General features: G+C 57.5%; 22 protein-coding genes and 1 tRNA gene. 8 read left to right on the top strand and 15 right to left on the bottom strand.

What is annotated here, in order from left to right; all coding sequences use genetic code 11:
• Positions 1-28 precede the first annotated feature (28 nt).
• Entirely contained in the window at positions 29-1573 is a 1545-nt protein-coding gene (locus PhaeoP97_RS07935; RefSeq protein ID WP_072506363.1) for a helicase HerA-like domain-containing protein, read from the bottom strand.
• Between the two features lie 545 nt (positions 1574-2118).
• On the opposite strand from PhaeoP97_RS07935, the gene PhaeoP97_RS07940 reads away from it, so the two are divergent.
• Positions 2119-2763 carry an invasion associated locus B family protein gene (locus PhaeoP97_RS07940; protein ID WP_072504621.1) on the top strand — a complete coding sequence of 215 codons (645 nt, stop codon included), beginning with the start codon at positions 2119-2121 and terminating at the stop codon, positions 2761-2763.
• Positions 2764-2852: 89 nt separating this feature from the next.
• On the opposite strand, the gene PhaeoP97_RS07945 is transcribed toward PhaeoP97_RS07940, so the two are convergent.
• Genes PhaeoP97_RS07945 through PhaeoP97_RS07960 form a run of 4 tightly spaced genes read right to left on the bottom strand, consistent with a single transcriptional unit; the run spans position 2853 to position 7140 of the window.
• Entirely contained in the window at positions 2853-4061 is a 1209-nt protein-coding gene (locus PhaeoP97_RS07945; protein WP_072504622.1) for a beta-ketoacyl-[acyl-carrier-protein] synthase family protein, read from the bottom strand.
• A gap of 28 nt (positions 4062-4089) precedes the next feature.
• Entirely contained in the window at positions 4090-4344 is a 255-nt protein-coding gene (locus PhaeoP97_RS07950; RefSeq protein ID WP_072504623.1) for an acyl carrier protein, read from the bottom strand.
• Between the two features lie 46 nt (positions 4345-4390).
• Positions 4391-5464, bottom strand: a complete 1074-nt coding sequence (gene lpxD, locus PhaeoP97_RS07955; RefSeq protein ID WP_072504624.1) for a UDP-3-O-(3-hydroxymyristoyl)glucosamine N-acyltransferase — start codon at positions 5462-5464, stop codon at positions 4391-4393.
• A gap of 38 nt (positions 5465-5502) precedes the next feature.
• The gene (locus tag PhaeoP97_RS07960) at positions 5503-7140 is read right to left on the bottom strand and encodes a L,D-transpeptidase family protein (RefSeq protein WP_192849687.1); all 1638 of its coding nucleotides are present in this window, start codon (positions 7138-7140) and stop codon (positions 5503-5505) included.
• 374 nt (positions 7141-7514) lie between these two features.
• On the opposite strand from PhaeoP97_RS07960, the gene mepK reads away from it, so the two are divergent.
• Positions 7515-8084 (top strand): peptidoglycan L,D-endopeptidase MepK, encoded by a 570-nt coding sequence (gene mepK / locus PhaeoP97_RS07965; RefSeq protein WP_072504625.1) that lies wholly within the window; start codon positions 7515-7517, stop codon positions 8082-8084.
• A 256-nt stretch (positions 8085-8340) separates the two neighbouring features.
• Positions 8341-8417: transfer RNA gene (locus tag PhaeoP97_RS07970), tRNA-Arg, on the top strand.
• Positions 8418-8744: 327 nt separating this feature from the next.
• On the opposite strand, the gene PhaeoP97_RS07975 is transcribed toward PhaeoP97_RS07970, so the two are convergent.
• From PhaeoP97_RS07975 to PhaeoP97_RS07985, 3 genes are read right to left on the bottom strand one after another with little or no spacing between them, the layout of a single operon-like run.
• Positions 8745-9806, bottom strand: coding sequence for a methyltetrahydrofolate cobalamin methyltransferase (locus tag PhaeoP97_RS07975; protein ID WP_072504626.1), 1062 nt, complete (start codon positions 9804-9806; stop codon positions 8745-8747).
• Between the two features lie 3 nt (positions 9807-9809).
• Positions 9810-10742: a methylenetetrahydrofolate reductase gene (locus tag PhaeoP97_RS07980; protein WP_072506365.1), complete on the bottom strand. Its 933-nt coding sequence runs from the start codon at positions 10740-10742 to the stop codon at positions 9810-9812.
• A gap of 26 nt (positions 10743-10768) precedes the next feature.
• Complete coding sequence (locus tag PhaeoP97_RS07985) at positions 10769-11065, bottom strand: virulence factor (protein ID WP_072504627.1); 297 nt, start codon at positions 11063-11065, stop codon at positions 10769-10771.
• 323 nt (positions 11066-11388) lie between these two features.
• On the opposite strand from PhaeoP97_RS07985, the gene PhaeoP97_RS07990 reads away from it, so the two are divergent.
• Together PhaeoP97_RS07990 and PhaeoP97_RS07995 are read left to right on the top strand one after the other, a co-directional pair.
• Complete coding sequence (locus PhaeoP97_RS07990) at positions 11389-12501, top strand: Ppx/GppA phosphatase family protein (protein ID WP_072504628.1); 1113 nt, start codon at positions 11389-11391, stop codon at positions 12499-12501.
• 70 nt (positions 12502-12571) lie between these two features.
• A complete protein-coding gene (locus tag PhaeoP97_RS07995; RefSeq protein WP_072504629.1) occupies positions 12572-13312 on the top strand; it encodes an RlmE family RNA methyltransferase in 741 nt (246 codons plus the stop codon).
• Between the two features lie 51 nt (positions 13313-13363).
• Here the strand turns inward: PhaeoP97_RS07995 and PhaeoP97_RS08000 are convergent, their stop codons facing one another.
• The 4 genes from PhaeoP97_RS08000 to PhaeoP97_RS08015 all read right to left on the bottom strand — a co-directional run bounded on the left by PhaeoP97_RS08000 (position 13364) and on the right by PhaeoP97_RS08015 (position 15710).
• The gene (locus PhaeoP97_RS08000; protein WP_072504630.1) at positions 13364-13570 is read right to left on the bottom strand and encodes a hypothetical protein; all 207 of its coding nucleotides are present in this window, start codon (positions 13568-13570) and stop codon (positions 13364-13366) included.
• A gap of 149 nt (positions 13571-13719) precedes the next feature.
• Positions 13720-14583, bottom strand: coding sequence for a YihY/virulence factor BrkB family protein (locus PhaeoP97_RS08005; RefSeq protein ID WP_072504631.1), 864 nt, complete (start codon positions 14581-14583; stop codon positions 13720-13722).
• 218 nt (positions 14584-14801) lie between these two features.
• Positions 14802-15248: an ion channel gene (locus tag PhaeoP97_RS08010; protein ID WP_072504632.1), complete on the bottom strand. Its 447-nt coding sequence runs from the start codon at positions 15246-15248 to the stop codon at positions 14802-14804.
• A gap of 147 nt (positions 15249-15395) precedes the next feature.
• On the bottom strand, positions 15396-15710 hold the full coding sequence (locus tag PhaeoP97_RS08015) for a hypothetical protein (RefSeq protein ID WP_237028999.1): 315 nt from the start codon (positions 15708-15710) through the stop codon (positions 15396-15398).
• 257 nt (positions 15711-15967) lie between these two features.
• On the opposite strand from PhaeoP97_RS08015, the gene PhaeoP97_RS08020 reads away from it, so the two are divergent.
• From PhaeoP97_RS08020 to PhaeoP97_RS08030, 3 genes are read left to right on the top strand one after another with little or no spacing between them, the layout of a single operon-like run.
• Positions 15968-16633: an ABC transporter ATP-binding protein gene (locus PhaeoP97_RS08020; RefSeq protein WP_072504633.1), complete on the top strand. Its 666-nt coding sequence runs from the start codon at positions 15968-15970 to the stop codon at positions 16631-16633.
• A complete protein-coding gene (locus PhaeoP97_RS08025; protein ID WP_072504634.1) occupies positions 16630-19089 on the top strand; it encodes an FtsX-like permease family protein in 2460 nt (819 codons plus the stop codon). Before PhaeoP97_RS08020 ends, PhaeoP97_RS08025 begins: the two co-directional genes overlap by 4 nt.
• On the top strand, positions 19079-20197 hold the full coding sequence (locus tag PhaeoP97_RS08030; protein WP_072504635.1) for a lipocalin-like domain-containing protein: 1119 nt from the start codon (positions 19079-19081) through the stop codon (positions 20195-20197). The genes PhaeoP97_RS08025 and PhaeoP97_RS08030 overlap by 11 nt, the downstream gene beginning before the upstream one ends.
• Positions 20198-20299: 102 nt before the next feature.
• On the opposite strand, the gene PhaeoP97_RS08035 is transcribed toward PhaeoP97_RS08030, so the two are convergent.
• The 3 genes from PhaeoP97_RS08035 to PhaeoP97_RS08045 all read right to left on the bottom strand — a co-directional run bounded on the left by PhaeoP97_RS08035 (position 20300) and on the right by PhaeoP97_RS08045 (position 24481).
• Positions 20300-20731: a universal stress protein gene (locus PhaeoP97_RS08035; RefSeq protein WP_072504636.1), complete on the bottom strand. Its 432-nt coding sequence runs from the start codon at positions 20729-20731 to the stop codon at positions 20300-20302.
• Complete coding sequence (locus PhaeoP97_RS08040) at positions 20728-23337, bottom strand: TRAP transporter permease (protein ID WP_072504637.1); 2610 nt, start codon at positions 23335-23337, stop codon at positions 20728-20730. The genes PhaeoP97_RS08035 and PhaeoP97_RS08040 overlap by 4 nt, the downstream gene beginning before the upstream one ends.
• Before the next feature lie 178 nt (positions 23338-23515).
• Positions 23516-24481: a TAXI family TRAP transporter solute-binding subunit gene (locus PhaeoP97_RS08045; protein ID WP_072504638.1), complete on the bottom strand. Its 966-nt coding sequence runs from the start codon at positions 24479-24481 to the stop codon at positions 23516-23518.
• Between the last annotated feature and the right edge of the window lie 377 nt (positions 24482-24858).

A 24858-nucleotide genomic window follows, 5' to 3' on the forward strand; every position in this document is an offset into this window, starting at 1 on the left:
GCGGCGTTTTCTTTTGTTCTGGTGGCGCTCAGCGTCCCTTGAACAACCCACCAAGGATGCCGCGCACAAGGCGCCGCCCAGTGGTGCCTTTCAGCTCCTTGATTACTGCTTCGGACATGGCTGAGGCAAAGCTGTCGCGCGGCTTCATCCGTCGCGACGACGACCGGCTGACGCGGCTTCCGGAGTAGCGCCGCCCGGCGTTATACTCACGCGCCATCGGCTCTGCTGCGCTTTCGGCCGCTTCCTCTGATGCCTCAGCCTCACTGGCGGCTTTGGCTGCGCGCTCCGCGAGGATCTCATAGGCGGAGCGCCGGTCGCTGGTCTGGTCATATTTCCCGGCCATATCCGAGGCCTGCAAGAACGCCGCCCGCTCGGCAGTGGTGATTGGCCCCAGCTGGGAACTGGGCGGCCGGATCAAAGTGCGTTCCACCACGCCCGGCACGCCTTTCTTTTGCAACATAGAGGTGACCGCTTCGCCGACGCCAACCTCGCGGATGGCTTCTTCGGTCGAAAACCGCGGGTTCTCTCGATAGGTTTCCGCTGCCATGCGCAGGTTCCTGCGGTCGCGTGCGGTGAAGGCACGTAAGGCATGTTGGATGCGGTTGCCAAGCTGGCCAAGGATGTCTTCCGGCACATCAGCCGGGTTTTGTGTGATGAAATAGATCCCGACCCCTTTGGAACGGATCAGGCGGGCCACCTGCTCCACCTTGTCGATCAGCGCCTTGGGGGCGTCATCAAACAGCAGATGTGCCTCGTCGAAGAAAAAGACCAACTTCGGTTTGTCAGGATCCCCAACCTCCGGCAGTTCTTCAAACAGCTCGCTCAGCAACCACAGCAGGAATGTCGCATATAGTCCAGGTGCGGCCATCAGTTTGTCCGCGGCGAGGATATTGACCATGCCCTGCCCATCCTTCGTGCAGCGCATCAGATCGGCAAGCTCCAGCGCAGGTTCGCCAAAGAGCTGTGCACCGCCTTGGTTTTCCAGCACCAGCAATCGACGCTGGATTGCCCCGATTGAGGCCGTAGAGACATTGCCGTAGCGCAGCGATAGCTGCGCGCGGTTTTCCCCCACCCAGACCAGCAGCGCCTGTAGATCCTTCAGATCCAGCAGTGCCAGCCCTTCCTCATCCGCGAGACGGAACGCGATGTTCAGAATGCCCTCCTGTGCCTCGCTCAGCTCCAACAGTCGCGCAAGCAGCAGCGGCCCCATCTCGGCGACAGTGGTACGCACCGGATGGCCCTGTTGGCCGTAGAGATCCCAGAAAGTGACCGGACAGGCATGGTAGTTATAGTCGCCAAATCCGATTTTGTCGGCCCGGCTGGTAAAGGCGTCATGAAGCTTCTGCGTGGCGCTGCCGGATTTCGCGAGCCCGGAAAGATCGCCCTTCACATCCGATAGGATTACCGGAACGCCCGCATTGGAGAAACTCTCTGCCAGGATCTGCAGGGTGACGGTTTTTCCGGTGCCGGTGGCCCCGGCAATCAGCCCGTGACGATTGGCGTATTTGAGCGTCAGCGCCTGTGGATCGGCATAGTTTTCACCCCCGCCCCCGATAAATAACTTGTCCTGCATGATCTGCCCCCGGCTGTTGTCATCCCGCACACTGCGGTTTCTGTGAAATGAAAATACAAAATTAACCTTTGAATGCGAGAGTGATAATTGCCCGTCGACCATCATGCGGTTGGTTCGGCGGACATTTCCTCCCTGTCAGACTGGGCCGTGCTTCGCGCACGGCCTTTTTTTGTCTACAACACCCTTCACAGCGGTTCTCCTGCAAGCCTTAATTACAAGCCGATTTGTGCATATGCCGCGCGCTATGTGTGCAAGCGTCAATAAATCAACCAGGCGCGACATTTTTTTCGCTTTGTCTGTTGACCGATGGCCGACCCTTTCGTAACGTCCTCCTCAATAACTAAGTCGGCCAGTCCGACGGGGAGAATAATACGAAGAAGGGGGCATTATTGCTCCCTTTTTTGTTGTGTATCAATTGCTTCCAAAGGTGACGAACCTGCTGTTCAATTCCCCGCCAGTCAAAGGGGTAAACATGGTTATTGGACTGACACCGGGTTTCGGCCATGCTACATCGGTGCCAATAACACAGGATAGATGAGGCAATCATGATCAAGTCCCTGACCCCGATGACCCTGGCAGCCCTGATGGTGCTTCCGCTGCCCCTAATGGCGCAGGACAGCACTGGGACGGCCGCGACCGAAGAGAGCCAGCCCGCCGCAGAAGCCCCCACTACAGAGGCCCCCAAAGCCGATGAAGTTCTGGATCTCGGCCAGCCCGTACAAGACGGTCCTCAGCTTGGGCAGCGCTATTCCAAGGAAACCCATGGCGATTGGGATCTGGCCTGCGTCAAAACCGAAGAAGACGCTGATCCCTGCTCCTTGTTGCAGATCCTGACGGATGACGCGGGAAGCCCAATGGCAGAGTTTTCGCTGTTCCGCATTGACCAAGAAGGCAGCCAGGCTGTGGCCGGCGCGACCATCATCGTACCGCTGGAAACACTGCTTCCTGCGGCGTTAACCATCTCCATCGACGGGGCTCCGGGCAAGCGTTACAACTATTCTTTCTGCAACCCGATGGGCTGCGTTGCGCAAATTGGTCTGACCGAAAGCGATATTGCGTCCTTCAAAAAGGGTAAGAAAGCCACGCTGAGCCTGCGTCCAGCGCCCGCGCCTGATCAGGCGGTGAACATGGATCTGTCGCTGAGTGGCTTCACTGCCGGCTATAATGTTGTCGATGTTGTAAAGCAGTAAGCGACCTGACCGCGCTGCCAGACAAAGAGCCGCCGCGTCCCGGGAAAGAGACGCGGCGGTTTTTTGTCATCTGCTTGACGGTGTGGGGGTCAGACTTTGCGTAGTGCCAGAACCGCGTTCAGTCCGCCAAAGGCAAAGGCGTTGCTCAGGGCCACGCTCACATTGGCCGTGCGTGCTTCGTTTGGGACCACGTCCAATGCACATTCGGGATCGGGTTCCTCATAACTGATGGTGGGGGCGATCACCCCGTCGCGCAGCGCCATGATACAGGCCAGCAGTTCAACCGCGCCGGTGCCGCCGATCAGGTGGCCATGCATGGATTTGGTCGAGGAAATCATCAGATTGTCCGCATGTGGGCCAAAGACATCGGCCACAGCGGCGCATTCCGTCTTGTCATTGGCAGCGGTTCCGGTGCCATGAGCGTTGATATAGCCCACTTGTTCCGGGTTGACCCTTGCATCCTGCAACGCGCCTGAGATGGCTCGTGCAGCGCCCTGTTTGCTGGGCATAACGATATCCGCAGCATCCGACGACATCGCAAAGCCTGCAACCTCACACAGGATGTCAGCACCGCGCGCACGCGCATGGTCATATTCTTCAAAGACAAAGACGCCGGCCCCTTCGCCCTGCACCATCCCGTTGCGGTTGGCACTGAAAGGACGGCAGGCGTCCCTCGACATCACCCGCAGCCCTTCCCAGGCTTTGACCCCGCCAAAGCACAGCATCGATTCAGATCCGCCGGAGACCATCACTGGGGCCATGCCCGTTCGCACCATCTGAAACGCCTGCGCCATGGCATGGTTCGACGAGGCACAAGCCGTCGAGACGGTGAAACTGGGCCCCTTCAGGTTATGCTCCATCGAGACATGGCTGGCAGCGGCATTGTTCATCAGTTTTGGCACAACAAACGGGTGCACACGATTTTTGCCATCCTCATAAACGGAACGGTAATTGTCATCCCAAGTCGACACACCGCCGCCGGCGGTGCCCAGCACAACACCGGATTTCTGCGACAGTTCACCGTGGAATTCCAGACCGGATTGGTCGATAGCCTCCTTGGCGGCAGTCAGTGTAAACTGCGTGAACCGATCATAGAGGCTCATCTGTTGGCGATTGAACCGACCCTCGGCCTCAAACCCGCGCACCTGCCCGCCAATGCGGATTGAGAGCCGGTCGACATCGCGAAACTCCAGATCGCCAATGCCACATCGTCCTTCGGCCATGGACGCCAGTGTGTCAGCGACATTGTGGCCAAGGGCATTGATCGTACCCATGCCAGTGATAACAACCCGCTTCATGCGCTGCCTCCAAACCATTTAGAGAGCGTCATTTTTCAGCAATCAGTTTGTCGATGCCCGCGATAATGGCCGCCACATTCGAGATGTCGAAATCACTTTTTTCGGGTTCATTTGCGTTGAACGGAATGGTGATGTCGAATTCTTCCTCGATGGCAAAGATGCTCTCGACCAGACCAAGGCTGTCGATGCCCAGATCTTCCAACGTGCTGTCCAGTGTTACATCCGATGGTTCCAGCACAGCCTGTTCGGCGATGATGGTGATGACCTTGTCCTGAGTGCTCATGAGGCCCCCTTTAGTGGTGCTTACGCGTCATGTAGTGGCTGCGCCGTTACTTGAAAACCGCCTTCTTCAACGCGTCAATGTCGCGCATCAGACGGCTCAGGCGTCTCTGCCCCTTATACATTTCGGTATGTGTCTCCATTTTGACAGCCGGGTATCCCATCACCACACGTCCTGCCGGTACATTGGACAGGATCTTGGTCCCGCCACCGGCGATGACACCGTCGCCAATGAACAGGTTATCCGCAACACCGGTCTGGCCACCTAACACCACGCTATTGCCGATATCGACCGAGCCGGAAATCCCGGTCTGACCACACAAGAGGCAATCGCGCCCGACACGGGTGTTGTGGCCAACATGAACGAGGTTGTCCAACTTGCTGCCGCTGCCGATCACAGTGTTGCGGATGGTGCCATTGTCGATGGTGCAATTGGTGCCCAGTTCTACGTCATGACCAATTTCAACCGCACCAAGGGAGTGGATGCGCAGCCAGCTCTGGGCTTTGGTCTCACCCTGCGCTCCCATAGTCTTGCGTGCGGTTTCCACGCCCGACACTTCGGGCGTGACATAGGAAAACCCATCCCCACCAACCCGCGCGCCGGGTTGGGCACGAAACCGGTCGCCGATCTTGGCACGGGCTCCGATGCTGACGCCTTCCCGTAGATAGGCCTCGATGCCGATGGTGACATCCGCGCCAATGTAACACTGCGGGCCGATTACCGATCCTGCGCCTATACGTGCGCCGGCAGCGACCACAGCCAGCGGTCCCACCGAAACACCTTCGCCAAGTTCGGCATCGGGATCGACGACGGCGCTGGGGTGAATGCCTGTGTTGTATCCCTGTCCAACATCAAGCAGACGCGTGACGCCCCCCATGGCCAGTCGAGGCCGCGGAGCGAAAATAGCGGCTTTTAACCCCATGGCCTGCCAATCGGCCCCCTCCCAGACCAGCGCAACACGGGCGTCGCCCTGATCTAGGCTTTCGGCATATTTGGAGGCCATGGCCATGGCAAGATCGTCGGGCCCGGCGTCCTGCGGCTCTGCTGCGCGCTGAACTGTCAGATCCAGATCACCTGCGGCCTCTGCCTTAAGAGAGACGGCTATTTCGCGGACTGTAAACATATCGGGCCCTTCCGGTCTGTTGCCTTTGGGCCCGAGGATTACCCTTGTACGCCGGGCAACACCACCCCTGCCCGTTCTAGCGCCGCCCATACCTTGGCGTCACGGTCATAGATGTCGCGGCGGTATTCTGGCTGGCCTTTTTCGGTCACAAAGGCGGTGCGATAGATGATATGCACCGGGACCTTTTGATCCAGTACCACTTTGGTTTCTTTGCCGCTGTTGAGGATACGATGAAAGAAATCTTTGGGGTTTTCCGTCTGGCGTGCCAGCAAAGCATATGCAAATTCAAAGGGTTGCGCCAAGCGAATGCAGCCGTGTGAAAAGGCGCGCACCTCGCGTTGGAACAGACTCTTTTGCGGCGTGTCATGCAGGTAGATATTGTATTTGTTCGGGAACATAAACTTTACCAGCCCCAACGCGTTCTTCGCACTAGGCGGCTGTCGCATTGCAAAGGGGAACGTGCGTGCGGTGTATTGCGAGAAATCGACCGCACCGCGGTTCACTTTGCGGCCCCGGCTGTCGGTGATTTCGATATGGCTGACTGCGTTGGGGTTGCTGCGCAGCTTTGGAAGATATTCCTTGGTCACGATGGATCGCGGGACGTACCAGCTTGGGTTAATGACCAGATGTTCCATCTCGTCGGAAAATTCCGGCGAGCGACGGTCGGCGTTATCCTTCCCGATAACAGAGCGCGTCACAAAGGTGACTTCGCCATTGTCGATGATCTTGGCAGTAAAATCTGTCTGATTGACCAGCACATGGCGACTGCCCCGGTCCGGAGTCAGCCAGCGTTCCCGTTCCATCGCGACAATCACCGATTTCAACCTTGCAGAGACCGGCTTGTTGATTTCCTTGAGTGTGCCACCACCCGCGACGCCATCGGCCGTCAGCCCGTGATCGGCTTGGAATTGCTGGACGGCCCGCTCCAGCGCGGTGTCATAGCTGCGCGCGGCACTTCGTGGCAGATATCCCATCGCAATAAGACGGTTTCGCAGTGCAATCACCGGCTGCCCGCTATCGCCCCGCTCCAGTTTTTTGGCCGAAACACGTGGTCCCCAACCGCCGATGTCCTGAAGCTTTTCAAGCCGCATCTTTTCGCGCAGCAGCGCCTGATATTGCGCAGTTTGCGGGGCAAGGCTACGCAGATAAGCCACCGGGGCCTCATCACGAATTCCGGTCAGATAAGCGGCAAAATCGGGTTGATGTTTCTTGCGGACAATACCGTCATCAATCCGACGAGGTTCCAGTAGACCGGTTTGCAGATCGCTGGCATAGCCGACCAGCGCGCGGCTCATCGCAACTTCGGCCCGACCCAGATCACGGGTTGTGCGAATATCAGCCAAGATCTGCATAAGCTCGTTCATCTCGTTTGCCCGGTCGGGAAGCCCGTGAATCGGTGCCTCACCAAGGGCCCGGAACAACGCTGCACGGCGCGTGCGCGATGCGTCGTCACTGCCGGTCCAGATCGCGGCATAGCCGGTTTCGCGATAGAACTGTGCTACGGGATCGCTTGCAGATGCAGCTTCGGCAACCGCTTGCTTAAAGGCCGTGACCTGCGCCTGTGCTGGCGCCACATTCGCCCCAAGTGCAAATCCACCAAGCGCGAGCGCAAATAGGCCCGCCTGAAAGCGTGGCCTGATGGTTGAAATGGCGCGGGTCAGCAAAACAGGCGACATGTGGTTACGGTCCTCAAATGAATTGATTTTCACAGCTTAAAGCTGCCTACATGAAATCCTGGTAAACGCCAGCCCCTGCTGTCCAATCACATTTTGATCAGCGCATCGCGGCAACAGATGATTACGTTATATACGCCTCAGCAGCAGTGTTCCCGCCTGTGGCCGCGCCGACACGCAGAGGGGAAATTAACCATTTATTTCCCTTTTGCGCAAAAAATTGCCGAAATTCACGGCTCATGTCGAGCTGCAACATTCAAAACTTGGCGCACGATTCTGTATGTGCAATACAGTTGTCGCAAGGAAACAGGACCACGAACCGCTCGTAACATCGGGCACAGGCAGAGACTTCAGGCGTACGGGACAACGCAGTGACAATGGCAACTACTGATAAATCGGGATTTTCCCGTCGTGCTCTGTTGGGCGCGTTCGCGGCAACAACCTTGGTCGCCGCTCCAACCTTCTCCAATGCGGCTGGTTTTCTGCGTGGCGCAGGCGATATCCGACGGATCCGGATGTTTTCTGGCCGCACGGGTGAACGGATCGATATGGTCTATTGGATTGATGGTAAATATATCAAAGACGCGGTCAAAGAAGTGAACCACTTCATGCGTGACTGGCGCAACGATCAGGTCAAGGAAATCGACCTGCGTACCATCGACATAATGGCGGCGTCGCATAACTTGCTCGACGTTAATGAGCCTTACATGATGTTATCTGGCTATCGCAGCCCCAAGACCAACGCCATGCTGCGCAGCCGCTCTCGCGGCGTTGCCAAAAACTCGCTTCATATGCGCGGCCAAGCCGCCGACCTGCGCCTGAGCTCGCGCTCTGTTTCGCAGATGGCAAACGCCGCCAAAGCCTGCCGCGCTGGCGGTGTTGGAAAATACCGAGGTTCGAATTTCGTTCATATGGATTGCGGCGTAGTCCGCAGCTGGAACGGTTAAGCCAAAGCCGTCCCTGTTCCGACGGACCCGTTCGTTCCGGCATATCCGTCCATGTCTGCACCTCGCAACATTCCCCCGAGAAACCCGCGCCATCCCGGTTTGCGGGTTTTTTTGATGCGATCTTGCCTGGTGATTTCGCTGCTGTGACATGTTTATCGTCCTTTATCGTCATAGTACAAACGCCTGAATTGAATTGTGGTTCCATTGTTTTTTGTCGTTGCAGAGCCATCCTGTCGCAGCTATACGACCTCTATTGGCACCTGTAGCTCAGCTGGATAGAGCGCTGCCCTCCGAAGGCAGAGGCCAGAGGTTCGAATCCTCTCAGGTGCGCCATATATCCTAAGTTCTGATATCAATCCCGATGTACTCTATTTCACAGTCAATCGGGGGTGGGTAGCGGCAAGACATGGCCGGTCCAGACTCGGAATATGGACGTCATCACGACTCCGCACTATTGTTATGCCATCCCGACAAATCCGGGGCGGGAGAGAGCGGCCTGCGTCCATGAGGAATGGTTTTACCCGTGGGTCGCTCGTTTAGCCTTCTCGGCGTCGCTTGGACTCGTGCCCGATAGCGATTTTCCAATCACATCTACCATCCATTCAATAAAAAAAGGCCAGACCGAAGCCTGACCTCTCTGTCGCATGATCTTGAGCTGGCTCAGGCGCGGCGGCGGCGACCACCGGCGCGCCCACCGCGGCCACGGCCTTCTTCGCCCTCTTTTGCGGGCTCTTTGTTGGCCTTGATCCATGCGCCACCATGCGGATCATTGTTGGTCAGCAGGTTGGCGGCGCGGATGGCCTCCATCTCCTTGCCTGGGCGCGGTTTGGTGGAACCCAATCCAAACATCTGAACAAAAGCCTCGTCTTCCATACCCTCAGGCAGAGTGATGCCTGCAGCTTCGACTTCGGCACGTTTCTCTGCGATTTTCTTCTGATTGATCGGCAGGGCGACCGGGTTCATGATCGCGGAGGTCATGCCTGCACCCATTGCCATCGGCAGGAAGGCGTTGTTTATGCCGTGACGGTTTGGCAAGCCGAAGGACACATTGGAAGCGCCGCAGGTGGTGTTAACACCCAGCTCCTCGCGCAGACGACGGACCAGGGCAAACACCTGAAGGCCGGCCGTTGCCATCGCGCCAATCGGCATCACCAGCGGGTCAACGACGATGTCATGGGCGGGGATGCCAAAATCTGCGGCGCGTTCGACAATTTTCTTGGCCACGGCAAAGCGGACATCGGGATCTTCGGAGATACCAGTGTCATCATTGGAGATCGCCACAACTGGGACGTTGTACTTTTTGACCAGTGGCAGCACGTGCTCCAGCCGCTCTTCTTCACCGGTGACGGAATTCAGCAACGGACGGCCCTCGGCAGCCTGTAGACCGGCCTCAAGCGCGCCGGGAACCGAGGAGTCGATACAAAGCGGCGTATCGGTGAGCCCCTGCACCAGCTCGACGATCTTGGTCATCAGCGGTGGCTCGGTCTCATTCGGGTTCGGGTTGGAATTGTAGACAACACCTGCATTGATATCCAAGATGTTGGCCCCGGCCATAACCTGCGCCAGCGCGTCTTTCTCAACGGTTGAGAAATCCCCGGCCTCAAGTTCCGCCGCCAGCTTCTTACGGCCGGTGGGGTTGATCCGTTCGCCGATCACGCAAAACGGTTGGTCAAAGCCCAGGATGGCGGTTTTTGTTTTAGATTCTACGACGGTACGGGTCATTGTTTATCCTTGGGAATTGACCGGCTGCGCTGCTGCGCCGCCGTTGTTGATGGCCCAGGTGGCGTTGGTTTTGATACCACCCAGCGGGAAGAAATGCACATTGGTGATGTTGAAATCCGGGTTTGCGGCCTTGTGGGCGGCCAGCTCGGCGATCACGTCGGTCGGCTCATAGGGCAACAGCAACTTGGACACGTCCATGGCCCTTTTTTGCAACACTTTCAGCGATGGGCCGACACCACAAGCAATGGCGAATTTGATCAACGTCTGAAGCTTTGCCGGACCCGCAATTCCGATGTGGATCGGCAGGTCAACGCCTGCGGCTTTGATATTGTCCGCCCATTCGATGATGGGCTTGGCTTCAAAGGCAAACTGCGTGGCCAGGGCCATTTCAGAGTCAGTACGCTCTGAAAATTTCTGTTTCCACAGAAGCGCATCAGCGACGTTCTTCATGCTTCCGTCGGGGTCAATATCTTTGTTGCCCTCGGGGTGACCTGCAACGTGCAAATTGGTAAATCCAGCTTTGTCGAACAGCCCGGTTTCCAACAGTTGCATGGAGCTGTCGAATGCGCCATGAGGTTTGGCCACACCGCCGGCCAACAGCAGCGCCTGTTTGACGTCAGCTTCGCCCTGATAGCGTGCAATCCAATCGGCCAGCGTCGCCTCGTCCTGGATGATACGCGCTGGGAAATGCGGCATCACCGGATAACCTTCAGCGTTCAACCGCTTGGCGGTCTCGACCATTTCCTCAATCGGGGTGCCTTCGATATGGGCGATGTACACGCGGGTTCCGGCTGGCAGCAGGTCGCGGAAGTTCTCAACCTTGGAAGCGGTGCGGGGCATCACCTCGATCGAGTAGTTTTCCAGAAAGGCCTCGACCTCGGGGCTGGTGGGCTGGGTTGTCCCAGCATCGCGTTTTTTGAAGTTCAACAAAGCCATAGTGGCCTCCCAAAAAGATGTCAGGCTCATGCCCATCCGTCGTTTGCGATCAGCGTCTTGAGCCGGTCCTGATCATATTCCGCTTCCAGACGCTGGGCCTCGGCCTCAGCGACATCCGCCGGTTCACCGTCTACCGGATAGGCGGCGGCCTTGCGCCATTCTGCCAGATAGGCATCTGCGTCCTTTGCGTTCACTTTCATGGCGGCGCGGTCGATGGCTTGTTCAAACCGCTCTTCCAATTGGCGTTTGGCCCCGCGACGGCCTTTGCCGACGATGATTTGTGCTGGGATATCGCGCCAGTAAACGATTGTGACGTCGGGCATTGCCGTGGCTTCCTTTGCGTCTGGGTATGTGCGTTTCTAGTGTGGCATCGCAAGCGACGGTCGCCGGATTTCGACCTGACATTGGTTTGGAGCGACCTTTTTAACGTCGTTCCTGAATAGCAATGCGGTCCGGCTCTGGCTACTGTGCGGCTGTCTCATAATATTCATCAGCTTTATGAATTTGACCGGCAAAGCGTTCAAATTCGTTCAAAAATCGACAATGGGTGATCATGCAAATCTTCATCTCAGGCACCGGGCCACCTTGCACGTGGCGATGAGCGAACATATGCTTGACGCAACACGATTATCGGAGGGCGTGAATCATGGCGCCCAGGCGTTCTAAAGGTGCGGACGCATTTCCCCGAGCGGTAGAGAGCCCTGCACCGGCCCGACCAGATCCGGATGCGCTATATGCTGCGCTCGATCTGGGGACAAATAGCTGCCGGATGCTGATTGCCCAACCAAAGGGCAGCGGCTTTCATGTGGTGGACAGCTTCTCAAAGTCGGTGCAGCTTGGCGCCGGGCTGGAGCGGACCGGGCGTTTGTCGCGCGCGTCCATGGCGCGCACCATTCAAGCGCTGCGGATTTGTCAGCAGAAACTCAAACGCAACCGCGTTAAACGGATGCGGCTGGTCGCGACCGAAGCCTGCCGTCGTGCCAAAAACGCGCGTGAGTTTATTCGCCAGGTCCGCCGTGAAACCGGATTGAATCTTGAAATTATTCAGCCAGAGGAAGAAGCACGCCTTGCAGTGATATCCTGCGCGCCGTTGGTGTCCACTAAGACAGACCAGTTGTTGGTGGTGGATATCGGTGGCGGGTCGACGGAACTGGTGTGGATTGATATCTCCTCCATCGCGCGCCGGGATCGGCCCTCTGCCATCATGCGGCTGCACGCTGGTTTCCATCCAGCAGAGAGCCCCTTTCCTGCGGCCAAAGTCGTTGACTGGATATCAGTGCCGCTGGGCGTTGCAACGCTGCGCGATCAGTTCAACGATGTGGAAGATGACGCCGCACGTTTCGCCCTGATGAGCTGGTTCTTTGAGGAAAACCTTGCGGATTTTGCCCCCTACAAGGATGAGCAGACCCGCCAAGGGTTTCAGATCGTCGGCACCTCTGGCACGGTAACCACCGTTGCGGCCTCCCATCTGGGGTTGAAACGGTATGATCGGACCAAAGTAGATGGATTGCGCATGACCAGCGATCAGATTGACAAGGTCATACGCTCTTATCTAGAACTCGGCCCTCAGGGGCGGCGCAGCGATCCGCGCATTGGCGAAGATCGGCAGGCGCTGATCATGTCAGGCGCGGCGATCCTGCAGGCGCTTTTGCGCTGCTGGCCGACAGATCGCCTGTCAGTGGCGGACCGAGGGCTGCGCGAAGGCCTGCTTTATGCACAGATGAGCGCCGATGGCGTATTGGAAGACGGGCCGTTCTGACGGCCACACACAGGATATGAGCGTCCGATAGCTGGCCAGATGCGGCCACGGGCGACAAGGAACAGCGGATATGGCAAAGACACCCACTGGCAAGAACACCTCCGGGCGCGGGCAGCGCGACCTGAAGGTCAAGGTCAAGACCGCCCGCGGGCGCAAGCTCAGCTCAACCCGCTGGTTGCAGCGGCAGTTGAACGACCCCTATGTCAAACGCGCGCAAGCCGAAGGTTATCGCGGACGTGCGGCCTATAAGATTATGGAAGTTGACGATAAATTCCGCTTTCTTGTGCCCGGCGCGCGAGTTGTCGATCTAGGCTGTGCCCCTGGTGGCTGGGCCCAGGTCGCGGTCAAGCGTATCAATTCAATGGGCGAACGGACCGACAAAGCCGTCGGTCGTATCATTGGCGTCGATTTGCAAGAGGTAGAGCCACTGGCGGGTGCAGAGTTCCATCAGCTGGATTTCATGGATGATGGTGCTGACGATCAGGTCAAGGGATGGCTGGGTGGCAAAGCCGATGTCGTAATGTCGGATATGGCGGCCGCCAGTTCTGGCCATAAACAAACGGACCACCTGCGGATCATCTCACTTTGCGAAACGGCTGCCTATTTCTCGTTTGACGTGCTGGAGATTGGTGGCACTTTTGTGGCCAAGGTTCTGGCGGGTGGGGCCGAAGGCGAATTGCAAAAGCTTCTCAAGCAGAAATTCACCAAGGTTTTTCACGTCAAACCGCCATCTTCACGGTCCGACAGCTCGGAGAAATTTGTAGTCGCCACAGGATTTCGCGGTAACGTTGCGGAGGCGACCGACGATTGACGTCTGATTGAATGATCGACGGGGCAGATTGCTGCCCTGCCGCTAGTTTCATCAAAGTCGCGCTATTTTATCCGGCGCGCTGCCAAAGGACCGCAGTGCCATAGCCTGCAAGGCTGCGGTTTCTTTAGATGCGCCCTCAGACCGCAGAAAGACATGCGGGTCATCCGCATATTGCCCCGGATCAACAAGGGCGCGCCGCTTTAGCAAGCGCTGCATGATGAACTGGCTGGCTGGAAATTTGCTTTGCAAGACGCGCATATGACCCTCATACCGTTGTCAGCCGGATTTCCCGGTGTTGGTCTGAGGATAAGCGACCCACTGGGCCGTGTTCATGACGCAATTGTGGCAAACCTGCCTTATTGTTGTGATTGACGAAACAATAACGATCTGGTTCTCCTACCTGTTTCCTAGGGTTTGCTTCTGGACGTCGGGTGTAGCAGCACGCCATTCAGCTCTGCCCCCAAAATCAAGATTGCAGAATTGAGATAGAGAAAAATCAGCGCAGCCATAGCGCCGGCCAGCCCCGCATATGTCGTGGAATAAGCTGCGAAGCTGCTGATATATATAGCAAAGGCCAGCCCCGCAGCCCACCACAATATCACTGTCAGTAGCACGCCCGGCAACACCTGCGTGAAGCGATGACGCTTGGCTGGAAGCACCATGTGAAAGGCGAAAACCGCGATCAGCGGGATCACTGCAACCAATATCCCATTCAAGCCGCTTTCCCAATCGCGGGTGAGTGGGACCTGCGGGAAGAAGCTCGCTAGGTGACGGGCATAGAGCGGCAGGATCAGTTCGAACACCGCTGCCGCCATGATGCCGGCACCGCCGAGAATCACCAGCCCGATGCACAACCCCCGGGTTTTCCAGAACGGACGTGTGTCCCGTTCATGATAGGCTTGTACGATCGCCAACCGTATCGCATCCACTCCGTTCGACGCAAAGTAGATCGCGATGACGCCGCCAAGCGTTACGACGCCGGTCGATGATGTTGCCAGAACCGAATAAACCTCGCGTACGATGGGGTCTGATACGCTTTCGGGCCAAGAACCAAAGACCAGTTCGACCAGATTTTTCAGATCAATGCGGTCCGATAGGGACCCTGCCACCGCGCCTGTCAGCGCCACCGTGAACAGGATGAACGGGAACAGTGCCAGCATCAGCGACATTGCGATATGGCTGCTCAGCACCCAACCGTTCTTATCGTTGAACCGTTTGGCGGCCAGATACAACGCATAGGCGCCGGGCTTCACGTAGGGTCTGATGCTCATATTGGGGACGCTCTCATAGCTGGATGTGAAAAACCAGACCTTTCAGAGAGATATAGTTCAGAGCCGATGACCAGCACAGGGTAATAGGCAAGAGGAACCGCACGCTGAGCTGCGGAGGTTTTGGCCAGCGCTGATCCATGGCGTTTTGTGGTGGGGTCTGGCGTCACAAACGGCCTAAGGCCATGGCAGATATACTGCGTTTTCGGTGAGCAACTTCCTTAGCTTATATCGCTACCTTGTTGATCCAAAACGAAAACCTCTCTTAGGACCGCCACCAGAAATGCCGTACTGATGCCAAAGGCGAACAAACCGGTGACCGCACCAAAGGCGGCAAAGATCCGCATGCCCTCACTCAAAACGATGTCGCCGTAGCCAAGCGTTGTGTAGGTCGCAAGCGAAAAGTAAATCGCTGTGTTCCAATCCCCGATTGCGCCGGAAAATATCAGCGCAGTCGCCCAAATCCAAACCTGCATCGTGTGGGCAAAAACAATCAACCCAATGGCGATGAACATGACCAAACCGATTTGAAAAACCCGTCGAGCGCCTTGCAGGTAACCCGTACGCTTGCGCAGGAAATGGATACAGAACACCAATAGTGCCGCCTCTACCGCAAGACAAATGCCAAGGTATAGGCTGCCCAACAGCAACTGTTGAATGAGCGTCATAGATGTTCTGCCCTTGTCTCGCCTGTCTTGGCGCCTGTCCTTATGTCACGCGGCGCATCAGTTGGATGCTATCCGGCAATGTGCGTGCCATGCTCAGTCCGGGAACCGGCACAATATAAATCTATGGGTTCTGGACAGCTTACGAAATCAGCGTTGAGACATGCAATCGCGATAATGCTGTTTTACCAGACGTTTGCGGCGCGCTTCGGGGGTATTGAAATAGTCGTCACGATCACTGGCCTCTGACCCGTTCCGGGACCCTGCGCTGCGGACCTTGCCATCCTGAATACTGATGCCAAAACGGGCGGTGCCCGAAAAGGTGATCCCGACGCGATCATTTCCAAGGCCTAGCCCCTGACTGCTATCGCTGCGTGGAACACCGGCGTAGGCCTCTGCACGATTGCGACAGACCTCTTCTGCCTGATTGTCTGAGGATGCCTGCGCATGGGCTGCCTGCGTCATCCCAGTTGCTGTCAAAGCAACAAGTGCGACAATTACTCCAGGACGACAGGATGGCAGTAAGAACGGCAACATGGCAAAACCTATTGTATATGACATCCATCTTTTCATGGGCAAACCTCAGATGGGGGCTATATCGCATCTCGTCAATGCTTTGCAGAAAGAACCTGTACCCAGCTGAACCACTAAGCCCGCTCCCAGCTCGATGAACGGGGCCGAATTTCGGAAAAGTTGATTAATATGCAAGAGGTTATAGTTCTATGCTAATCATAAGGGACATCTGTAAATCCTACGCAGGCCCGTCTGGCCCCGTGCCAGTACTAAAGGCGGTTTCGCTGTCCCTTTCGGCAGGCCGCAGTCTTGCACTGACCGGCGACAGTGGTTCAGGCAAGAGCACACTTTTACATCTCGCGGCAGCCTTGGACCAATTTGACAGCGGCGAGATTACAGTTGGCAACGTTGCACTTGCCGATCTGGACGATGATGGCCGTGCGGGTCTTCGGCGCAGCCAAGTGTCGCTGGTGTTTCAGCAATTCAACCTCATTCCAGCTTTGAGTGTTGAACAGAATATCAGTCTGCATGCCCGCCTTGCAGGGCGTGCAGACGAGGCCTGGATCGGGGTGCTGACAGACCGTCTGGGACTGACAGAGTTCAGGATGCGATACCCAGAACAGCTGTCTGGTGGCCAGCAGCAGCGTGTCGCCATCGCCCGTGCCTTGGCACTGCGGCCAAAACTTCTGCTTGCAGACGAGCCAACCGGAAATCTTGACGAGGCATCAAGTGCTTCGGTGATGGAGTTGATGCTTGATCTGGTTCGTGAGACAGAGGCGGCCCTGCTGCTGGTCACGCATTCGCATGATATTGCGGCGCGGCTTGATCAGCGGGCGCATCTCAGCGGCGGTCAGATTATTGGGTGCAGCACATGATCCGTCCCGCACTAGGTGCGATCCTTTCCCATTGGCGGCAGCATCCGTTGCAACTGGGGATGCTGATAACCGGGCTCGCGCTTGCCACTGCGCTTTGGTCAGCGGTTCAGGCCATCAATGGCGAGGCCCGTGCCAGCTACGCGGATGCGGCAGCGCAGATATCTCCTTCTGGTCAGTCCTACCTTGCACCACAGCAGGGGTATATCACTATTTCCCAATATGTTGCGCTGCGACGTGCAGGCTGGCAGCTGTCTCCTGTGTTGACGGGATCTTATCGGGGGCCAGATAATGGGCCTGACGGGGCCAGTCTTGAGCTGATCGGGATTGATATTCTGTCGAACCCGGTGATGGCACGGCTGACTGATGATTTTAACAAGCAGTCTAGGGGGCCTGACAGCGGCAACAAGATGATAGATCTCACGCCAGAGGATCTTCTGCTGCGTCCTGGGCGGCTGTTCGTTCACCCTGAGACAAATATCGCTGTCGGCGGAACAGATGTTCCCCCTGTTATGCGCTCGACACTGGTTCCGCTTGGAGCCGCGATCAGCGATATCGCCACCGTGGCGAAACTGTTGCAAAGGCCGAATGCGATTAGTCGGCTAATTCTATTGCCGGATCAACCTGCTGGCCTCACGCCACTCGCAGATTTGGCTCCAAATCTGCGTCAACAGACCCCATCAACCGGCGCTGATACGGCACAGCTCACGCGCAGTTTCCATCTCAATCTCACGGCCTTTGGCCTGCTGTCATTTGCTGTGGGATTGTTCATCGTTCAAGGCACCATTGCACTGGGAATTGAACAAAGGCGTGGAATGTTTCGAACGCTGCGTAGTTTAGGTTTACCACTCAAAGCATTGGTATATATTGTTTTTGCTGAGCTATTGGCAATCACGATTGTAGCTGCACTATTGGGGTTGCTACTGGGATATCTGGTTGCTGCGGCGCTGCTGCCTGGTGTGGGTGCGACCCTGTCGGGCCTCTACGGCGCGTCATTAGAGGGCAGCTTGCAGCTACGCCTCAGTTGGGTTGTTTCTGGCATGGCAATGGCATTGGCGGGTATGGGTCTTGCCGGCGCGCAGAGTTGGTTCAGTCTGTATCACTTGCCAATTTTGGCCGCACCAGCTGCAACGGCGCGCGGCCAACAGGCCCTGCGCGGGCACAAGGTCTCTGCGCTTGCAGGGGCGGCGATGCTGGTTTCAGCGCCCTGTGTTCCACTGTTGTTTGACGGGCTTCTGGCCGGGTTTGTATTCCTAGGCGGGTTAATGCTTGGTGCGGCTCTCTTGTTGCCGCTCGTCTTATCGGGCCTTGCGGGGGTTGGTACGCGTCTGGCGCGTACACCTGTTTCACTGTGGCTTTGGGCAGACATGCGCGCGCAACTGCCGGGGTTATCGCTGGCCCTGATGGCGCTTTTGCTCGCTCTGGCGACCAATATCGGTGTCGGAACAATGGTTTCTAGTTTTCGCCTCACCTTCCTTGGCTGGTTGGATCAGCGATTGGCGTCTGAACTGTATATGACTTTGCCGCGCAATGAGATGGCTGCGGATGTGTTGCCCTGGCTGGCGTCACGGGATATCCGCGCCCTGCCCATCCGCCATAGCGATGAACGCTATGATGGCGCGCCGATGGAGGTTTACGGCATCATCAATGATGCCACCTATAGGGACAACTGGCCCTTGCTCCGGGCGGATCCGGACGTCTGGCAGTCCGTAGACGCGGGCACCGGGGTGTTGATCAATGAACAACTGTCGCACCGCGCGGCTCTGGCACCGGGTGATCCTTTGCAGATCGCGCCAGGCTGGCAGATGCCCATTGCAGGTGTCTATTCGGACTACGGCAATCCCCATCCCCAGGCCATCGTCGGTCTGCCAGTGCTTTTGCGCCATCGCCCTCAGATTGACAACCGTCGGTTCGGTCTGCGTGTTCGACCCAGCGCTGTCGGCCAACTCCGCGCCGATCTGACGGCCCGGTTCGATTTGCCAAGCGGCGTCTTTATCAACCAAGGGGAGCTGAAGGCGCGGTCCTTGGCGATTTTTGATCGAACATTTGTGGTGACGGCGGCCCTTAACCTTTTGACCTTTGGGGTGGCGGGATTTGCGATTCTGACCAGTCTGCTGACTCTCTGGAGCCAGCGGTTGCCGCAACTGGCACCGATCTGGGCCATGGGACTGACACGGCGGCAACTGGCACGATACGAAGTCCTGCGCAGCGTCTTGCTGTCAGGATTGACAGCGCTCTTGGCGCTACCACTGGGATTGCTGTTGGGCTGGGCCCTGTTGGCTGTTGTCAATGTAGAGGCCTTTGGCTGGCGCTTGCCGATGGTTCTCTTTCCGCTGGACTGGCTGCGCTTGTTCCTGATGGCATTGGCGGCTGCGGCGCTGGCCGCGGCACTGCCTGCGAGGCGTCTCAGCCGTCTGAAACCCGCAGATCTATTGAGGGTATTTGCAAATGAACGGTAATCGCGTGACAGCAGCCATAGTTGGCTTGGGACTCGGGCTCGGGTGGGTGACGTTGCCCGCAATGCTTGCCGCCCAAGGGTACGCAGGATTGGGAACAGAGGCCGCAGGCTTTGCCGTACCACAGCGCGGTGTCGCATTGAAGTTTCCCCGCGATCACGGCCCCCACCCTGACTATCGCATTGAATGGTGGTATTTAACGGCCAATCTGACCGGTGAAGATGGGCGCGACTACGGCGTGCAATGGACGCTGTTCCGCTCAGCCCTGCACCCGGAGGGGGCGGACGGTGAGAGGGTCACGACATCCTGGTCGGATCCGCAGATCTGGATGGGCCATGCAGGTTTGACCACCCCGGATCATCACTATTATGCTGAACGTCTGGCCCGCGGCGGTATTGGTCAGGCCGATGTGCGCACTGCACCGTTTGAGGCCTATATCGACGATTGGAACATGCGAGCCGGGGGCGCATCGACAGGTGATGGGTTGGACCAGCTTTCTCTTCGAGCCAGCGGGACTGCATTTTCTTATCAGCTATCGCTGCGTGCCGAGGGTCCGCTCGTTCTTCAGGGGGAGTCGGGCTATTCCGTGAAATCCGCGAGCGGACAAGCCAGCTACTATTACTCGCAACCTCATTATCAGATCTTGGGTGTCTTGCAGCTACCAGATGGTCCGATCAAAGTGACGGGGCAAGGATGGCTAGATCGTGAATGGTCCAGTCAACCGCTCGCAGAGGATCAAACCGGTTGGGATTGGTTTTCCTTGCGCTTTGACAGCGGGGACAAGCTGATGGGGTTTCAACTGCGGGGACACAATGATTTCACCTCTGGAACCTGGATTATGGCGGATGGTCAAGCGACAGCATTGGAACCCGGCGCGTTGCAGGCAACCCCGATTGCGACCAGCACGGTCGAGGGGCGTGAGATCCCAACAGGCTGGCATCTGCAATTGCCCGAACAGGAGCTCGACATCCGGGTACACGCGTTAAACCCAAATGCCTGGATGGACACCAGCTTCCCCTATTGGGAGGGACCGGTCAGCGTAAACGGTAGCCACAGTGGCAAAGGCTATCTGGAGATGACTGGATACGGTGAGACCTCAGACTCGCGCTAGATCGGTACACGAACGCAGGGATCCAAAAACGAAAACAACATGACAAAGGGGCGCCGTATTGGGCGCCCCTTTACAATTTACCTACCGTTCATTTGGGCCGGATCAGCGCACCACATAGACCGAACAGGTCGAATGCCGGATCACTCGCGCCGCATTGGGGCCAAGCAGGTAATCCGACAGCTCCGGCTTATGCGCGCCAATCACGATCAGATCGGTCCCCGCCTTGTCGGCAACCTTCAGGATCTCCTGATAGGCTTTGCCGGTGGCGACCACATGGCGGACCTTGGCGTTGCGCTCGGCTCCCAGAGCCTCTTCGCACATCTTGCTCAGATGCTCTGCCGTTTCCTTGACCGCACGGTCATGGTGGTGATCCTCGAAGAACCCCGAGACCCAGCTTTCGCCAAAATCCGGTAGGACGTTGACCACATCAAGTTGTGCCTGATCCAGATCCGCCAGCCGTGCCGCTTCGCGCAGCACCTTGGCATCAACGGTTTTATCACTCAGCTCCAATGCGCAGAGAACAGATTTGCTCATGCCGGGACTCCTTCCTTGCTGGCCCGTGCGCGCTGCAAGAAGGCGATCATCGCCAATAGCAGCAGCGCCGGGATGAAGATCAATTCCTTGGGCAGCTGGTCTGCCGGGGCCTGTACACTCAGCAGGCGCACCGGTTCGTCGGCGTAGAAGTCGAAGCTGTCCATGCCCGACTGCGCGGGCGTGCCGAACATCGGTTCGTCCAGTTTGACCACACCATCCTCAGGCAGGAGCATCAGGCCAAACCCATCAACCTGTGCCTGACCATCGCCACCATCAGCGACGGGCAGGATCAGCGTTGTGGTCTTCTGCTCACCGGTGTCGAAATCCGGCCCTTCCACGGTGATCCGCAGCTCGCTACCGGCTGGGGCCGTGGCCACGGTTTCCACCAATGCCGCCGGATCCGTGCTGGCGAACGGAGGCATCAGCCGGTTCATGAAGAAGTCCGGGCGGAACAGGGCAAAGGCGACCAGCACCAGCAACACGCTTTCATAGATGCGGTTGCGGGTTAGGAAGTAGTTCATCGTACCTGCAGTGAAGGCCAGAATGGCGATGGTCGCAGAAATCGCCACCAGAATGCCCTGCACCCAAGTCACATCAATCAGCAACAGGTCGGTGTTGAAGATGAAGACGAAGGGCAGCGCCACGGTGCGCAGGCTGTAGAAGAACGCCACAAAGCCGGTGCGAATGGCATCGCCCCCCGACACCGCAGCGGCAGCAAAGCTGGCCAGACCCACAGGCGGTGTCACATCCGCCATGATGCCGAAGTAGAACACAAAGAGATGCACGGCAATCAGTGGAACCACCAGTCCCGACTGCGCGCCAAGTTCTACCACAACGCCGGCCATCAGCGAACTGACAACGATGTAGTTGGCGGTGGTAGGCAGCCCCATGCCCAGCACCAGCGACAGAAGGCCGACCATGATCAGCATCAGGATCAGGTTACCGCCGGACATCAGTTCCACCAGTTCCGACATCACCTGACCAACGCCGGTCAGCGTCACAGTGCCAACAATGACGCCTGCCGTGGCCGTGGCCAGGGCAATGCCGATCATATTGCGCGCGCCGTCAATCAGCCCGTTCCACAGATCATGCACCCCATCAAGGAAGCTGTGCGCCAAAGTGCTTTGCCCCCGGAACAGCGCCTTCAATGGTTTTTGCGTCAGCAGGATCACAAACAGCAGTGCCGTCGCCCAGAACGCGGACAGACCCGGCGACTTCTGCTCAATCATCAGGAAGTAGACCAAGACGATGATTGGCAGTAGGTAGTGCAGACCCGCCTTGTAGATTTCGCCTACCACTGGCAGCTCGACCTCAGCTGCATTTGGGTCATCAGGCACTAGATCATCGGTCCCGGCCGCCAGCCACAATAGCCCCAGATAGGCTGCAACGACCAATAGCGACAGCACAAGGCCAGAGGCGCCGGGGATCGCGGCGGTGATCGCCTTAATGGGATATTGAATGCCGTAGCAAAGAGCCGCAAACCCCGCGAAAAACGCGGCCATGCCGCCGATGGTCCGCCCCATAGACACCACGCGGTTGCCCAGCGTGGGCATGTTCCGCTTCACCGCCTCAAGATGGACGATATAGACCAGCGCAATGTAGGAAATCGCGGCCGGCAGGAAGGCATGGGTGATCACCTCCACATAGGAAATGCCGACGTATTCCACCATCAGGAAGGCCGCAGCCCCCATGACGGGCGGCATGATCTGGCCATTCACCGAGGAGGCGACCTCGACCGAACCGGCCTGCTCCGAACTGAAGCCCACCCGCTTCATCAAGGGAATGGTGAAGGTGCCGGTGGTCACCACATTGGCGATGGAAGAGCCGGAAATCAGACCGGTAGCGGCAGAGCCAACAACAGCGGCCTTGGCGGGACCACCACGCAGGTGACCAAGCGCGCCAAAGGCCATCTTGATGAAGTAATTGCCAGCCCCGGCCTTATCCAGAAGTGCGCCGAACAGCACGAAGAGGAACACGAATTTTGTGGAGACACCCAGCGCAATGCCAAAGACCCCTTCGGAGGTGATCCACATATGGCTCATCGCCTTTTTCAGGCTCGCGCCTTTCCAGCGGATGACTTCCGGCACCCAGTCGGAGGAGCCAAAGAATACATAGGCAAGAAAAATACAGGCGATGATAGCCATGGCCGGCCCCAGCGCGCGACGTGCCGCTTCGAACAGCAACAACAGTCCGATCAGGGCTACCCATTTGTCCGTATCATCGGCAAGCCCGCCGGAATTCACGACTTTCTGGTAGAAAATGTAACCATAGAGCGCGATAATTGCTCCGACGATGGACATGATCCAATCTTGGATCGGAATGTAGTGACGTGGACTGGATTTCAGCGCGGGATACGCCGCAAAGGCGAGGAAGATTGCAAAGGCCAAATGAATCTGGCGTGAGTTGTTGACCACGCTGCCGGGCAGCAACAGGTTAGAAACTGGCGAGGCCAGCACCACCTGAAAGACCGACCATATTACCGCGACAATCGCCAGAAACAGCCCAACCGACCCAACCGGGTTGCGTGCGCCGGCATCGGAGGATGCGACGAGGTCCTGTAGCTCTTCTTCGGTAAGCGGTCGATTTCCTTGAACATCGGATGTCATGGAGTATCCCCCTGAGGCCGTCAGACACTGCGGCCGGTTATTCTTGGGTGTTGCCCTTGGCCCCGACGCGCCCTGCTCCCTGGTGGAGTTTCAGCGCCTCATGGCAAAGGGCAAAGCCTTCACGGCAAGGGCAAAACGGGGCACCAATTGGCGCCCCGTTGCAATCATCAGAGATGGGTTACTCTACCCAGCCCTGCTCTTTGTAGTATTTCGCAGCACCGGGATGCAGCGGCGCGGACAGGCCTGCGGTTGCCATTTCCTCAGGCTTGAGGTTGGCGAATGCCGGGTGCAGCTTTTTGAAGTCATCGAAGTTCTCAAAGACCGCTTTCACCACGGTATAAACCGCCTCGTCGGAGACCTGATCGGAGGTGACGAAGGTCGCGCCCACACCGAATGTGCCGACATCCGCGTCAGAGCCACGGTACATGCCACCGGGGATGGTTGCGGTCCGGTAGAAGGAGTTGTCGGCGATCAGCTTTTCAACGGCTTCGCCATCAACAGTCACCAGAACGGAGTCACAGGCGGTGGTGGCTTCCTGAATGGAACCCGAGGGGTGGCCAACGGTGTAGACCATCGCGTCGATCTGGTTGTCACAGAGCGCTGCGGACTGTTCGGCCGCTTTCAGCTCGGTTGCCAGCGCAAAGCTGTCCATGCCCCAGCCTTTGGCTTCCAGTAGCACTTCCATGGTGCCACGCTGGCCGGAACCAGGGTTGCCAATGTTGACGCGCTTGCCTTTGAGGTCGTCAAAGCTGGTCACGCCGGCATCCGCGCGGGCCACAACGGTGAAGGGCTCGGGATGCACGGAGAACACCGCGCGCAGACCTTCAAAGGCGCCCTGATCTTCGAATTTGGAGGTGCCGTTGTAAGCGTGGTACTGCCAGTCGGACTGCGCCACACCAAATTCCAGCTCGCCTTCGCGGATGGTGTTGATGTTGTAGACAGAGCCGCCAGTGGATTCCACGGAACAGCGGATGCCGTGCTCTTTGCGGGTCTTGTTGACCAGACGGCAGATCGCGCCACCGGTCGGATAGTACACGCCGGTTACACCGCCGGTACCAATTGTGATGAATTCTTCTGCCATGGCAGCAGGCGCCATAAAGGCAGTTGCTACAAGGGCGCTAACGGCCAGCTTGGTGTTGGTCATATGTGTTGTTCTCCCACGTTTTTTGTCGTCGAAACCGTTAGCCGCATGACGTGCGGCTGGGGGTCGTTGAACCCTTGGGGACATGTAGACGCCAGGTGTGATTTGTCGCGCGTTCTGGCAACAATTTCCGGCAGGTCCAGAGGTTTAAGCGTTTCAGGCGCATCCGGCCAAGTCAAGGCTTGCGGCCCGCCCCGTTGCCAAAGGGCACGGGGTTTCTGCGTATCTGACACCGATCCCGGAATTTTCCCCCGTACCCACATCCGTTGGATTCGGCGTACTGTGGCAGATTGTCACATCAAAGTGCAAGCCAACTCTGCCAGTCAAACCCCTTTGACGGCGATATTTTTTGCGAAATTTCCGGAAACGCCGATGCCATA

The organism is Phaeobacter porticola (assembly GCF_001888185.1).
GTDB classification, from domain to species: domain Bacteria; phylum Pseudomonadota; class Alphaproteobacteria; order Rhodobacterales; family Rhodobacteraceae; genus Phaeobacter; species Phaeobacter porticola.

Bases quoted from the DNA above. Each gene is read 5' to 3' on its own strand.
- PhaeoP97_RS07935 (WP_072506363.1), bottom strand. From the start codon at position 1,573: ATGCAGGACAAGTTATTTATCGGGGGCGGGGGTGAAAACTATGCCGAT.
- PhaeoP97_RS07940 (WP_072504621.1), top strand. From the start codon at position 2,119: ATGATCAAGTCCCTGACCCCGATGACCCTGGCAGCCCTGATGGTGCTT.
- PhaeoP97_RS07945 (WP_072504622.1), bottom strand. From the start codon at position 4,061: ATGAAGCGGGTTGTTATCACTGGCATGGGTACGATCAATGCCCTTGGC.
- PhaeoP97_RS07950 (WP_072504623.1), bottom strand. From the start codon at position 4,344: ATGAGCACTCAGGACAAGGTCATCACCATCATCGCCGAACAGGCTGTG.
- lpxD (WP_072504624.1), bottom strand. From the start codon at position 5,464: ATGTTTACAGTCCGCGAAATAGCCGTCTCTCTTAAGGCAGAGGCCGCA.
- PhaeoP97_RS07960 (WP_192849687.1), bottom strand. From the start codon at position 7,140: ATGTCGCCTGTTTTGCTGACCCGCGCCATTTCAACCATCAGGCCACGC.
- mepK (WP_072504625.1), top strand. From the start codon at position 7,515: ATGGCAACTACTGATAAATCGGGATTTTCCCGTCGTGCTCTGTTGGGC.
- PhaeoP97_RS07975 (WP_072504626.1), bottom strand. From the start codon at position 9,806: ATGACCCGTACCGTCGTAGAATCTAAAACAAAAACCGCCATCCTGGGC.
- PhaeoP97_RS07980 (WP_072506365.1), bottom strand. From the start codon at position 10,742: ATGGCTTTGTTGAACTTCAAAAAACGCGATGCTGGGACAACCCAGCCC.
- PhaeoP97_RS07985 (WP_072504627.1), bottom strand. From the start codon at position 11,065: ATGCCCGACGTCACAATCGTTTACTGGCGCGATATCCCAGCACAAATC.
- PhaeoP97_RS07990 (WP_072504628.1), top strand. From the start codon at position 11,389: ATGGCGCCCAGGCGTTCTAAAGGTGCGGACGCATTTCCCCGAGCGGTA.
- PhaeoP97_RS07995 (WP_072504629.1), top strand. From the start codon at position 12,572: ATGGCAAAGACACCCACTGGCAAGAACACCTCCGGGCGCGGGCAGCGC.
- PhaeoP97_RS08000 (WP_072504630.1), bottom strand. From the start codon at position 13,570: ATGCGCGTCTTGCAAAGCAAATTTCCAGCCAGCCAGTTCATCATGCAG.
- PhaeoP97_RS08005 (WP_072504631.1), bottom strand. From the start codon at position 14,583: ATGAGCATCAGACCCTACGTGAAGCCCGGCGCCTATGCGTTGTATCTG.
- PhaeoP97_RS08010 (WP_072504632.1), bottom strand. From the start codon at position 15,248: ATGACGCTCATTCAACAGTTGCTGTTGGGCAGCCTATACCTTGGCATT.
- PhaeoP97_RS08015 (WP_237028999.1), bottom strand. From the start codon at position 15,710: ATGACGCAGGCAGCCCATGCGCAGGCATCCTCAGACAATCAGGCAGAA.
- PhaeoP97_RS08020 (WP_072504633.1), top strand. From the start codon at position 15,968: ATGCTAATCATAAGGGACATCTGTAAATCCTACGCAGGCCCGTCTGGC.
- PhaeoP97_RS08025 (WP_072504634.1), top strand. From the start codon at position 16,630: ATGATCCGTCCCGCACTAGGTGCGATCCTTTCCCATTGGCGGCAGCAT.
- PhaeoP97_RS08030 (WP_072504635.1), top strand. From the start codon at position 19,079: ATGAACGGTAATCGCGTGACAGCAGCCATAGTTGGCTTGGGACTCGGG.
- PhaeoP97_RS08035 (WP_072504636.1), bottom strand. From the start codon at position 20,731: ATGAGCAAATCTGTTCTCTGCGCATTGGAGCTGAGTGATAAAACCGTT.
- PhaeoP97_RS08040 (WP_072504637.1), bottom strand. From the start codon at position 23,337: ATGACATCCGATGTTCAAGGAAATCGACCGCTTACCGAAGAAGAGCTA.
- PhaeoP97_RS08045 (WP_072504638.1), bottom strand. From the start codon at position 24,481: ATGACCAACACCAAGCTGGCCGTTAGCGCCCTTGTAGCAACTGCCTTT.